The following is a 12,465-nucleotide window of genomic DNA, read 5'->3' on the forward strand; positions in this document are numbered from 1 at the left end:
CTTAGGGAAGATGAATATTGCTGAAAAAAGAATTCCGCAGGATGGTAGAGTTGAATCTATTATCAATGGAAAACCAATAGATATGAGAATTTCATCACTTCCTACAGTTTATGGGGAAAAAATAGTTATCAGATTACTTGACAAGGAAAGTTTTAATTTTTCTAAAGAAAAATTAGGATTCACTGAATACGAACTAACGAAATTCGATAAAATATTAAGTCAGCCATATGGAATGATACTAGTTACCGGACCAACAGGTAGTGGCAAGACAACTACATTGTATACTGTACTTAAGGAATTAAACACAGTTGAAAAAAACATAATAACAGTTGAGGATCCAGTTGAATATAAACTCGAAGGTATTAATCAAGTCCAAGTAAATGTAAAAGCAGGATTGACTTTTGCTTCAGGACTCAGATCTATCTTAAGACAGGATCCGGATATAATAATGGTCGGAGAAATTCGTGACAGTGAAACAGCAGAAATAGCAGTTAGAGCAGCAATAACTGGGCACCTTGTATTATCTACACTTCATACAAATGATAGCCCTTCTACCATAGCAAGACTAATAGATATGGGAGTAGAACCTTATATGGTATCTTCATCTGTTATAGGAGTTGTATCGCAAAGACTTGTAAAGTTGTTATGTCCTAAATGTAAAGAAAGCTACATTGCCAGCGAAACTCAAAAAAGAATGTTAGGAGTAGAAGATGAAAGTTTAGTTTTACACAAACCCGTTGGATGCAATTCTTGCAATAAAGGTTACAAAGGACGAGCAGCAGTACATGAAATAATGCCTATAAATGAAGAAATGAGAAGATTGATTGATTTAAATTCCAATACAGACAAATTGAGAGAGCAGGCAATTAAAAATGGGATGACAACACTTCTTCAATCTGCGGTAAGCTTAGCTAAAAATGGTCAAACTAGTTATGAAGAAGTAATGAGAGTTGGATTTACTTTAGGATAAGGAGATTTTATTTATGAATATTGATGATATTTTATCCGATGCAATAGATATGAAAGCCTCAGATGTTCACATAACAGCTGGAGTAACTCCGATATTTAGAGTTAATGGGGAATTGTTAAATTATGGGACAACTATTTTAAATCCATTAGATACTGAAAAATTGGTTAAGAAAGTCACCAATGAAAATCAATTCGACAAACTCATTGAATTTGGAGAATATGACTTTTCATATGCTATTCCAGGCAAAAGCAGGTTTAGAGTAAATGCATACATACAAAGAGGTAGTTTTGGTATGGCATTGAGAATAATACCTTATGAAATACCTTCAATGGAGTCTTTAGGATTACCAGCTATAATACCAGAACTTTCTGATTTGCCTAGAGGATTGATATTAGTGACAGGGCCTACAGGTAGTGGAAAATCTACTACTTTAGCTACTATGATTAACAAGATAAATTCAGAGAGAAAATGCCATATATTGACATTAGAAGATCCAATTGAATATCTTCACAAACACAACAAATCAATAGTAAACCAAAGAGAAGTTGGAGCGGACACTTTGAGCTTTTCAAATGGGCTAAGGGCTGCCTTAAGAGAGGATCCAGATGTTATTTTAGTCGGTGAAATGAGGGATCTGGAAACTATTTCTATCGCCATAACAGCAGCAGAAACTGGACATCTTGTACTATCTACTCTGCACACGATAGGAGCACCTCAGACAATAGATAGGATAATTGATGTATTTCCTCCTCATCAACAGCAGCAAATTCGAGTCCAACTAGCCTCAGTAATACAAGCGATAATAACCCAGCAGCTTTTACCTCGCTCAGATGGAAAAGGAAGAATAGCTGCTTTTGAAGTAATGGTGGCTACACCTGCTATAAGAAATCTAATAAGAGAAGACAAAATACATCAAATAGAAACAGCGATGCAAACTGGTGCAAAATATAAAATGCAAACTATGGATTCGGCATTGTTAAATTTATATAAAAATGGCTCTATAACTAAAGATACTGCTATTTCTAGAGCTGTAAGCTCAGAAGAGATAAAAAAATATATCTAATAGGTGGTATATATGAAATATAAATATGTAGCTCTAACAAAAGATGGCTTTAAAATTTCAGGATCAATAGAGTCAAACAATGAATCTGAAGTCATAAGCATGATAAGAGGAAATAATTATCTTCCAATTTCAATTGAAAGAGATGTTGAATCTGAAGCAAAAGTTGAAATATTTGCCAAAAAAGTAAAAAAGAAAGATTTAGCTGTCTTTTGTAGACAATTTTACACAATGTTAGATGCTGGACTAGGTATAGTGAAATGTTTAGAAATTTTATCCGTTCAGACAGAAAACAAAACTTTAAAGAAAGCTTTAACTGAGGTAGGTGAGGATGTACAAAAGGGAGTTACATTGTCAGAAGCTATGAGAATACACGAAAAAGTGTTTCCTTCCATACTTATAAACATGGTTGAAGCAGGAGAAGTCAGTGGTAATCTAGACACAATACTTGAAAGAATGGCAGTTCACTTTGAAAAAGAAAACAAGACTGAAAACAAAGTAAGAAGTTCAATGGTATATCCAATAGTTCTCATGGTAGTAAGTATTGCTGTTGTTATATTCATGTTAATATTCATATTGCCGACATTTGTAGGCATGTTTGAAGGTAGCGATACACCTCTACCATTACCAACACGAATACTCATAGGATTGTCAGATTTTCTGAAATCCTATTGGTATATATTCATCGGAGTAGTGGCATTAATAGTATTCGGAATTTCTAGTTATATAAATTCCGAAAGTGGCAGAAGATTTTTTGACAGCATAAAATTAAAATTGCCAATTGTAAAAGGGCCCACTGTAAAGATAGTGACATCAAGGTTTACTAGGACTCTGTCAACACTTATGTCATCTGGCATTCCGTTATTAAGAAGTATGGAGGTGGTATCAAAAGTAGTAAACAACAAAGTTGTAGAAGAAAAGCTCATCTCAGGTATAGAAGACATACGAAGAGGAGTGCCATTGTCTCGTATGATAAGGGATATAGAAATTTTCCCACCAATGGTAGACTCCATGGTAAAGATCGGGGAGGAATCAGGAGCACTTGATGATATCCTGCTAAAAACAGCTGATTTCTACGACGAAGAGGTAGATGTAGCATTGACTAAACTAACAAGCATGTTAGAACCCTTAATGATTGTATTTATGGCACTAATTATAGGTTTTATAGTTATAGCAATGTATCTACCAATGTTTGAAGTAGTCAATACAATTTAGGCAATACTATTTTAAATTATAAAGGAGGAAGAAAAATGATTAATTACATTCAAAGAAAGAGAAACAAGAAAGGGTTTACACTTATTGAACTAGTAGTTGTTATTGCAATACTAGGAATCCTAGCAGCATTAGCTATTCCTAGATTTACAGGAACTAGAGAGTCTGCAAATACTCAGACAGTAATTTCAAATCTAAGAAGTATAGAATCTGCTGTAGAATTATATGCAGCACAAAAAAATATTGGGACTGCAGCTGTTGATAAAGCAGGAGCAGAATCTGTAATGGGAAACTGGCCAAAAGGTCCTGGAAATGCTACCTATAATATCCAGAATGGATTGCCAACGGTTACTTTGGCAAATTTAACAGTTGATATAGGAAAATTCTATTCACTTTCTGACGGAACATATTATTTAGCTAAATAAATTTAAACATAATGTTTAAACTCATATATCTATATCTAACACTTACATTAATCCCTATTTTTAACGCTGGGATGGATAATGATATAGTAAACATCCTCCTGATCTTTGGATTAGGAGGTATGGTTTACTATAATTTTAAAAATAAAGAGAGAATAAGTATTGAAAAATATTCGCCACTTTATTTTTATATATTTTTTCTTTTATTTGCAGGATTAAGTTTTTTTTGGAGCATATATAAACTTAGAACTATTATAGAATTATTACAGCTAGTGCTTTATGGTTTGGTTTTATATTTGACAATTAATCTCTCAAAAGATGAAAAAATAAAGACGATTAAAATTGTCACTTTGTTTGGAAGTTTAATTGCACTTCTTGGGATACTTGAGTATGTGTTTATAGAACCACAGCGAATTGTTTCCACTTTTTTTAATCCAAATCCTTTTGGCACATATTTATTTATGATTCATTTATTTACACTAGGTTTTTTCCTTAAGACTAAGGAGAAAAAGTTTGCTATATCATCAGTTATCTTTTTTATAGCACTACTATTAAGTGGGTCAAGAGGAGCATTGATTTCATTAGCAGTTGCACTTCCATTTATATTCTTTGACAGCAAAGGGCGATTTAAGAGTGATTTTTTAAAGGTTATATCAATTCTTTCAATAGGGTTTATATCCACACGATTTTTAGTATTTATAACTCCATACATACAACAGAGTTTAAATGTTAATATTGATTTTTTAAATGATCTTATTAGGAAAGATTCGTTAACAGGAACTTCATTTATTGGAAGGATAGAATTTTGGAAAGCGGGTTTAAGGGCATTTACCGAAAAACCAGTAATAGGCTTTGGGTTGGGCACATTTTTTTCTGCATATTATGTAGGATATGGAAAAAACCAGTGGTACTCAAGATTTGCACATAACCATTATATACAAACTTTAACAGAATTGGGTATAATAGGATTTATTTTATTTTTAATATTTGTAGGATCAGTTATTTTTACATTTTTTAAGATTTATAAAAAAGAGCATGATGTATATTATGTTGGATCTTTTGCTGCAATCATAGCATTTTTTGCTCACATTTTCATAGAATTTAGTTGGAACTTTCCGGCAGTTACTATGACAGCGTTTTGGATAATTGGATTGAATCTCTCTTATGATAAATCAAAGGATACTTTAAATATAAAGCCTCTGTTTTCTAGGATAATATCAATAGGTTTATTAATATTAGTTATATTGCATACTGTATCTACAAATGCCTATAAAATAGGATTTAAATTTGAAGATAACGGAGATGATTTAAAAGCTCTAAAAGTTTATAAAACAATAAACACCATATATCCAATTAATCCGAATGGAATGCTTTTTGAAAGCAATATTTATGTTAAAGATTACAACGAGACTTTAGATTTAGAAAAGCTTGATAAGGGGATAGAACTAGCAAAGAAAGCGACAAAACTCGCTCCATTTGAAGGAAAACTTCATACACACTTAGCCCAGCTGTATTATTCTAAAGGTGATTATGACAATGCTAAGAAAGAATATGAGCTTGGTAAAAAATATGCTGCATATGTAGTTTCTAGGCATTTTGAATTAGCAAGGTTTTATTTGTCGCAAGGAGAGATTGATAATGCAATAAATACTCTTTTAGAAGCTGCTGAATTGGGAAAATATCAAATAATGGCATTGCCAGAATCTGACAAACACATAGGCGTGAAAGATGCAGTAAATATTCATATTCTTCTTTATGATATTTATATAAAAACTGGCAAAGAAGATTTAGCTAAAAAAGAAGCTGATATAATTTCAAACTATTACAACCAATACGAATTCTTAAAAGACTATATTAATATAGATGCTTTTAAATGACAAGGAGCAATAGATGAGTATAATCATTTTTATGTTTGGATTAGCAATTGGTTCATTTACAAATGTTTTAATATATAGGCTACCCAGGGAAGAAAGCATAATATTTCCTGGGTCACATTGCCCAAATTGCAACCACGAATTAAAGTGGTATGACAATATACCTCTTTTCTCTTATTTGATTTTAAAAGGCAAATGTCGATATTGTGCTGAAAAGATAAGTTTTAGATACCCTCTTGTAGAGTTTATAAATGGAATTATCTATGTGTTATTATTTATTACATATGGGTTAAGTCTTCATTTTATATATTTATCGTTGCTTACTTCTGTATTACTTAGCATAGCTATAATAGATGTAAAACACCAAATCATACCAGATAGTCTAGTTATTAGTGTATTTGTAATGAGTATTTTGTTTAAGGCTATCAATTTCTTTATTTATGATGTACCGTTTGAAATTCTTGATAGCCTATTTGGTACTATAGTTGGGGTTGGATTTTTTTTAATTCTTCTACTTCTTTCACATGGTGGAATGGGTGGTGGAGACATAACTTTAATTGGCGCACTAGGCTTTATACTCGGCTTAAGAAATACTATCCTAACTATATTATTATCATTTATAATCGGAGCAATCATATCTTTAATCTTACTTATTTTTAAATTTAAGACGATGAAGGATCCTATTCCATTTGGACCTTTTATTATATTAGCATTTTATTTATCATATTTTTTCTCAGATAGAATCATATCATTTTATTTTTCACTCTTTGTATAGGATAGGTTTATATTAAAAAAGGGGGGATTTATTTGGTCTCTTTTAATTCAAAAAAAATGATCAGTTTGAATTTTACACCAGATAGTATCAATGTTGTTTCAGGAAAATTCAACAAAAAAACAGTAAATATTGATAGAGTTTTTAGAGTGGAGCTTGGCGATGGCATATACGAGGATGGAGAAATACTTGATATGGAGAAAATGTCTTATGTTCTTCAAAACTCACTATCCCTAAATAAAATAAACACTCAAGATGCAATAGCTGTAATAAATTCTTCTTCTGTCGTTATGAGGGAAGCTACATTCCCTAAGGTTGAGAAAGAAGAATTGGATTCAATTATCAATTACCAGATTGAAGAATATATTCCAGTAAACCCTGAAGACTATGTAGTAAAATATCTTGACTTAGGAACAGTACTAGAAGAAGGGCTTGAAAAACAATCAGTTCTTCTTATCGGGATAAAGGATAGCATGATTCAAGCTCACATGACATTATTGAAAGAATGTAAATTAAAACCTACAGTTATGGATTATGAAGGCAATGCTATAACAAAACTCATAAATATTGGAGGCAGAATAAATACTCTTATACCTAAAGCAAATAGTGTTGCAGTAGTTAATTTGAGTTTAAAACAGACAGACTTAGTAATCATAGACGATAAGAATTTAAGAATATCTAGAATAATTGATAAAAACTTAAAGGATTGCCTGAATAATCTTAAGGTACAATTTTCAGATTTAGATGAAGAAGCCTTAAAAGATAAAATGTTTTCTTTATATACTCTAAAGGATAGTGAAAATGAATCGGATAAGTTTTTATATACTTTGATTAGAACTGAAATTTATGAAATATTAGAAAGAATAGAACTTATAATTAGATATTATAGAACTAGGGAGAATGTAAACCCTATTAATTACATTGTTTTAAGAGGAATTGGTTCTGAAATAATTGGCATAGAAGATATATTTAAAGAGTTTTTTGATATTGACACATATGGGCTTAGAAATATGGAAAATATAAAACTTCCAACATATCTAAATATATATGCAGCTGCTGTTGGTGGACTGATTAGGTTAGATGAGGTGAGATAATGAGAGACCTAAATTTTTTTGAACCTTATATTGAAAAGAAGCAAACCAGGATAACATTTACCAATATTTTATATGCTTTAATAATAATTTCTTTGGTGGTAGTTGTTACACTAGGAGTTTATAATCAAACAAAAATATCTAACCTTAATAAAGAAATCAAATTTAGAGAAGATATTGTCAACGATCCACAAACTGTTGCTAAAGTAGAAGAAATAAAAAAATTTGATGATGAAGTAAAACAATTTAAAGTTGAAGTTGAAAAGATTATATCCCTTGACAAAAGTATTGTAGAAAATGAAATAATATCACCTGATCTTTTCAAAGAAATCAGTAAAAGGCTGCCAGATGATGTTTTCATTTCAAATATCCAAGCTTCTAATAACAGCATCAATATATCGGGTTTTTCAATGGATAGATATTCAATTGCAGAATTTCAAAAAGGGTTAGAAACTATTGATATAATCGACAGCACATTTGTGCCATCTATTAACAAAGTAGATTCATATTATACATTTAGTGTAAATATTGGAATAAGGGAGGTGCAGGAAGATGGAGAAGAAACCGAAGAGCAATAAGCGCAAGTCTCTATTAAATAGGCCTCTTACTAAAAATGAAAAGATATTATTGAGTTTATTAGGAATAGCTTTAATTGTTTTTTTAGGCAATTATTTCATTTTAGCACCTCAAGCAGCTAAGATATCAGAATTAGAAACTAAAAAGACTGACCTAGATCTGCAGATAGAAGAAATAAACGAAATCATGAAAAAAGAATCGGATATAAAAAAGGAATGGATTATGCTTGAAAGAGAGAGAAATGAAATTTTAAAAAACTATTTTCCTGCTCTTGACCAAGCTCAGATTATCTATTTGTTAAATGATATGCTGCCATTTGAAAATGTAGAGATTTCTGACTATAGCTTCAGTCAACCTTCAATAGAAACTATTTCTGATACAGAAGTGAAAAAAATGGATGTAACTGTGCCATTTAAAAGTAGCTACGAAGGGATGTTAGAACTAGTAAGTATAATAAAAGAAAGTCCAAGAAGAATGTCAATTCAAAATTTATCTATGGATAGATTAGATGACAAAGCCGTTACCGGAAACTTAAACTTTAAAGTATATAGTCTAGAGGGTTTAGTAGATGAAGATCCAAATGTTATATATGTTGACATTTACGATGGTTATGAAAATAAAAATATCGTAAGTAGTTTTGAAGGGTTTAATAAATATTCAAGTGATGATTCAACAGGTACAGATGGTTCAGGTGGTGGGAATGGTTCAGGCGGCGTCGGTGGTGGAGGCTCTGGAACTCCTGGAGATAGCGAAGTTGCTGTAGAAATCAAAGGAGATATTATAAATGACTTTGAAGTAAAAAATTATTTCTTTATACCATCACATGAATATACTTATGGAAATGTTATGCCTAGCACCATAAAGAAATCAGGCAAATATTCAGCTAGACTTGAGTACAACATAATAGCACTCGAAGATGAAAATCGAGTCTATGTTGATATAACTAATCAAAAAATACAATTAAATCATTCTCCTGAAAGACTATCACTATGGGTATACTCTTTCGCCTACAGCCCTGGGGATATTGGGGTAAGAATAACTACAAACAATGGAGATGCAATGCACATTAAAATGCAGGAAGGTATTTCTTGGCTAGGTTGGAAAAACTTTAATATAGATTTACCAAAAGAACTATCCTTATATCCAATTAAAATAACTAGCATATATTACGAAGTGCCTAAGAATACTGATGATTTCGGTGTTATATTATTTGATAAATTAGAAATATTTTACCCTCATCACTTTGAAAACGAAGGACAAGAAATAAGTGAATATTTCTTCTATAAAGTAGTTACAGGGGATACTATAACCGATATATCAAGGAGATTTTACGGGACTACTGATTACAAAGATGAGATCATGAAAAATAACAACATTTCAACAGGGGACATACTTGTTCCTGGAAGAATTTTAGTATTGAAAAAGAGATAGGGGGATAAGGATGAAGAGGAAAAAGCTTTTTATATTATCAATAACAATACTCCTCCTGACTTTTTCAGGAGTTGTATATGCTGCATATAGTCCCGACTATGATGCTGGCTATACAGTAGGAAGGGAATACTATGCTAAATATGGAACTGCATTAAATGCAGAAAATGCACTTACTATTCATGCACTAAATGGATATGATGGATATATTCCAAAAGATGCTACAAATGGGTGGAGAGATTATAGTGAAGGTTTTAAGGCAGGATACAATGATGCTTTAAATGGCGTATCCCCTTCAGTAAACTATGCTGATTCACTTGGCAATGCCGAAGGATCACGCTTTGGAGCAAGGGACTATTATATCGGAGTCAGCAGCAATTGGCTATACAGGCTTCCATCAGACTCTGAAATAGTTAACAAATATAATCTTACACTCATGAATGCTGAATATAGAATTAAATTTTTAGATTCATTTAAAGCAGCATTTGAAAAGGGATATGTAGATGCCTATGAAAAGGCTTTGATAGAACCAGTTAGAAATAGTATGTCTCAAGGCCTAGCAAATGGAAACAGCGTAGGTAGTGCTATGGGAAAAACATTTGCAGAAAAAGATTATATTATGAAGAATAATATTAATTTTAAAAGAGATATTCCTACTGAAGAAGAAATCATAAAAATGTTTAATTTGACGAAAGATACTAAAGAATATAGAGATGCCTTTATTCAAGGTTTTTTAGCTAGTTATGAAGTATCATATAATCAAACTTATAGATCTCTTGCAGCAAGTGAAGCACAAAATAGAACTGTTTCAAAGATCATTGGCATATCAGGAGATACAATTTCACATAACAATGGGGTTACAGTAACCATTCCAAGTGGTGTTTTTTACAAAGATGTTTATGTTAGCATTGAAAACCAATATACTGAATATTTCAACAATCAAGGCATGATACTGGTTTCTGATATTTTTAAAATAAAGCTTGACAATCCTTCTATTAGTTTGGATAATGATCAAACTATAGAAATAGAATTTCCATACTATGGGAAATCTACTAATGTAGGGATATATAAACTTGTTAATGAAAAATGGTATTACTTGCCAACTACTATTTCTGAAGGGAAAATCAAGGCATCTGTAATGCCAAGCACTGTAACAAACAAAGAAAGCATTTATGCAGCTTTTATTGATAATGGGCAAAGAACATTAATAGACACAAGAAATCATTGGGCTAAAGATGAAATCAACACTATGGTCAGAAGAAATGTTATATTAGGATATCCTGACGGAACATTTAGACCAGAAGATAAGATAACACGAGCAGAATTTTTGATTTTATTAAGCAGAATAGAAAATTGGACATTGCCTAATTATGTTGCTAATGCTACCTATTTTAAAGATTATAAAACTTTTGAGAATTACGATAGAATAATTAGCTATTCTTTATCAATGGGATATATAAAAGGTTATCCTGACAGGACTTTTAGACCGAACAATAATATTTCATATAAAGAAGTTGAATTAATTATACAAAGAGTGACTAAAAATCCATCATTTAGGTGGACTGATGTTGCTACCAACTTGATGTATGACAAAACAGTGAGATCTAAGAGTTTTGATGATATGAACAATAAAATAACAAGAGCAGAAGCAGCATATATGCTGTATTATCTTAATGAGTGGAGATATTAATGAATGAAAGAAAGGGCTACACACTTATAGAGTTAATTACGGTGTTAGCCCTTATTTCTATCCTGTTTATGGTAAGCATTCCCAATTCATATATTTTGGTAAGACATAGAGAATATAATGAAATAAAGCAATTTGAAAAGGACTTAAAGTTTGCTAGAGCAAAAGCTATGGTAGAAAATTCACCTGTCGAATTCATGGTAGATGTTCAACAAAACAAATATAAAATAGTTCAAAATAATAAAGTTATAAAAGAGTATATTTTTAAAAATGGAGTACAATTACAATCTATAACTATATCCGACAATAAATCATCACAAAATTGGAGTAGTATAGTTTTTAAGACGACTGGAGCACCTTCTAGTGCAGGCACTATAAATTTTAATACTAAAAATTTTGGAAACTATAGTATTACTATCGAGGTAGCAACAGGTAGGATTAATACATATATTAATAGGTGAAATTATGATAAAAAAAGGATTTGTACTGATAGAAATCTTAATAGGGATAGCTATTTTGGGGTTAGTAAGTGTGACAAGTTTTAATTTATTAAAAATTAGCTTTACCAATAACGATTTAGTTGAATCTAGAACAAAGATAATTTACTTATGCCAAAATATAGTAGAAGAGCTAAAATCAGATTCGATTGAAAATGAATTAATATTTGATGAAGTAGTTAATTTAGGATCATATGTATATACAAATGATGATATAAAAAACGAATATGTATGTGAGATAAAATTTAACAAGCTAGATAGGAAGTTACTGTTCTATACATGTACTTTAAAAAGCATAACAAACCCAAAACTGGAGGTTTCATTTGAATGCTCGAGATTTATCAAATGATGGATTTACTTTAATTGAATTAATTATTTCAATATCGATAATTTCAGTAATTATCGTTGGAATATACAACATCATATTTATTTCCACAAAGTCGATGAATTTAGTTGATGAAAAAGACGAATATTTGGTTAGTGGAATATATGTGATAGAATATATTTCGGATGAGATTAGAAGTGCAGACCTTATACTGCCTTCCTCAATGATTAAAAATCTAGACAAGATGTATCCATATAATTTAAAATTCGTTATTTTAAACATAAATGAAGGAAATTATGATTATGTCACTTATTATTACACTGGTAAAGAAATTGTGAGATTAAATTGCAAATTATCAAATGCAAATCTTCCAGAAATATCAAATTTCAAGGGATATAATAAGCTTGATATAGGTATTAGCAACATATGGAATACAGGTCTAGAATTAAATAATAATATGATTTATTTAGATTTTACTTTTGAAGGGACTCATTCTTTAAGGATTAAGAGTGGGATTAATGTTGAAAATAAAATAATTAAATGAGGATAAT

At 30.9% G+C, this 12,465-nt stretch carries 13 protein-coding genes; all 13 read left to right on the plus strand.

Annotated elements, in window-relative coordinates:
- A partial coding sequence (locus tag ACTB1H_RS03240; RefSeq protein ID WP_463261397.1) for a GspE/PulE family protein occupies positions 1–970 on the plus strand: 970 nt, incomplete at its 5' end.
- A gap of 13 nt (positions 971–983) precedes the next feature.
- Positions 984–2,033 carry a type IV pilus twitching motility protein PilT gene (locus tag ACTB1H_RS03245; protein WP_463261398.1) on the plus strand — a complete coding sequence of 350 codons (1,050 nt, stop codon included), beginning with the start codon at positions 984–986 and terminating at the stop codon, positions 2,031–2,033.
- A gap of 12 nt (positions 2,034–2,045) precedes the next feature.
- Complete coding sequence (locus ACTB1H_RS03250; protein WP_463261399.1) at positions 2,046–3,245, plus strand: type II secretion system F family protein; 1,200 nt, start codon at positions 2,046–2,048, stop codon at positions 3,243–3,245.
- Positions 3,246–3,280: 35 nt separating this feature from the next.
- Positions 3,281–3,667: a type II secretion system protein gene (locus tag ACTB1H_RS03255; protein WP_463261400.1), complete on the plus strand. Its 387-nt coding sequence runs from the start codon at positions 3,281–3,283 to the stop codon at positions 3,665–3,667.
- A 119-nt stretch (positions 3,668–3,786) separates the two neighbouring features.
- Positions 3,787–5,541 carry an O-antigen ligase family protein gene (locus tag ACTB1H_RS03260; RefSeq protein WP_463261401.1) on the plus strand — a complete coding sequence of 585 codons (1,755 nt, stop codon included), beginning with the start codon at positions 3,787–3,789 and terminating at the stop codon, positions 5,539–5,541.
- A gap of 13 nt (positions 5,542–5,554) precedes the next feature.
- Positions 5,555–6,313, plus strand: coding sequence for a prepilin peptidase (locus tag ACTB1H_RS03265; RefSeq protein WP_463261402.1), 759 nt, complete (start codon positions 5,555–5,557; stop codon positions 6,311–6,313).
- 56 nt (positions 6,314–6,369) lie between these two features.
- The gene (pilM, locus tag ACTB1H_RS03270; RefSeq protein WP_463261403.1) at positions 6,370–7,404 is read left to right on the plus strand and encodes a pilus assembly protein PilM; all 1,035 of its coding nucleotides are present in this window, start codon (positions 6,370–6,372) and stop codon (positions 7,402–7,404) included.
- Positions 7,404–7,979: a PilN domain-containing protein gene (locus tag ACTB1H_RS03275; protein WP_463261404.1), complete on the plus strand. Its 576-nt coding sequence runs from the start codon at positions 7,404–7,406 to the stop codon at positions 7,977–7,979. Before pilM ends, ACTB1H_RS03275 begins: the two co-directional genes overlap by 1 nt.
- On the plus strand, positions 7,954–9,408 hold the full coding sequence (locus ACTB1H_RS03280; protein WP_463261405.1) for a LysM peptidoglycan-binding domain-containing protein: 1,455 nt from the start codon (positions 7,954–7,956) through the stop codon (positions 9,406–9,408). The genes ACTB1H_RS03275 and ACTB1H_RS03280 overlap by 26 nt, the downstream gene beginning before the upstream one ends.
- Positions 9,409–9,418: 10 nt before the next feature.
- Positions 9,419–11,095, plus strand: a complete 1,677-nt coding sequence (locus ACTB1H_RS03285; RefSeq protein WP_463261406.1) for an S-layer homology domain-containing protein — start codon at positions 9,419–9,421, stop codon at positions 11,093–11,095.
- On the plus strand, positions 11,095–11,553 hold the full coding sequence (locus ACTB1H_RS03290; protein WP_463261407.1) for a GspH/FimT family pseudopilin: 459 nt from the start codon (positions 11,095–11,097) through the stop codon (positions 11,551–11,553). The genes ACTB1H_RS03285 and ACTB1H_RS03290 overlap by 1 nt, the downstream gene beginning before the upstream one ends.
- 4 nt (positions 11,554–11,557) lie before the next feature.
- Entirely contained in the window at positions 11,558–11,938 is a 381-nt protein-coding gene (locus tag ACTB1H_RS03295; protein ID WP_463261408.1) for a type IV pilus modification PilV family protein, read from the plus strand.
- Positions 11,913–12,458, plus strand: a complete 546-nt coding sequence (locus ACTB1H_RS03300; protein ID WP_463261409.1) for a prepilin-type N-terminal cleavage/methylation domain-containing protein — start codon at positions 11,913–11,915, stop codon at positions 12,456–12,458. The genes ACTB1H_RS03295 and ACTB1H_RS03300 overlap by 26 nt, the downstream gene beginning before the upstream one ends.
- Positions 12,459–12,465 lie beyond the last annotated feature (7 nt).

Source organism: Soehngenia sp. (assembly GCF_055108775.1).

Bases quoted from the DNA above. Each gene is read 5' to 3' on its own strand.
- ACTB1H_RS03255 (WP_463261400.1), top strand. From the start codon at position 3,281: ATGATTAATTACATTCAAAGAAAGAGAAACAAGAAAGGGTTTACACTT.
- ACTB1H_RS03295 (WP_463261408.1), top strand. From the start codon at position 11,558: ATGATAAAAAAAGGATTTGTACTGATAGAAATCTTAATAGGGATAGCT.
- ACTB1H_RS03290 (WP_463261407.1), top strand. From the start codon at position 11,095: ATGAATGAAAGAAAGGGCTACACACTTATAGAGTTAATTACGGTGTTA.
- ACTB1H_RS03275 (WP_463261404.1), top strand. From the start codon at position 7,404: ATGAGAGACCTAAATTTTTTTGAACCTTATATTGAAAAGAAGCAAACC.
- ACTB1H_RS03280 (WP_463261405.1), top strand. From the start codon at position 7,954: ATGGAGAAGAAACCGAAGAGCAATAAGCGCAAGTCTCTATTAAATAGG.
- ACTB1H_RS03260 (WP_463261401.1), top strand. From the start codon at position 3,787: ATGGTTTACTATAATTTTAAAAATAAAGAGAGAATAAGTATTGAAAAA.
- ACTB1H_RS03245 (WP_463261398.1), top strand. From the start codon at position 984: ATGAATATTGATGATATTTTATCCGATGCAATAGATATGAAAGCCTCA.
- ACTB1H_RS03285 (WP_463261406.1), top strand. From the start codon at position 9,419: ATGAAGAGGAAAAAGCTTTTTATATTATCAATAACAATACTCCTCCTG.
- pilM (WP_463261403.1), top strand. From the start codon at position 6,370: ATGATCAGTTTGAATTTTACACCAGATAGTATCAATGTTGTTTCAGGA.
- ACTB1H_RS03250 (WP_463261399.1), top strand. From the start codon at position 2,046: ATGAAATATAAATATGTAGCTCTAACAAAAGATGGCTTTAAAATTTCA.
- ACTB1H_RS03265 (WP_463261402.1), top strand. From the start codon at position 5,555: ATGAGTATAATCATTTTTATGTTTGGATTAGCAATTGGTTCATTTACA.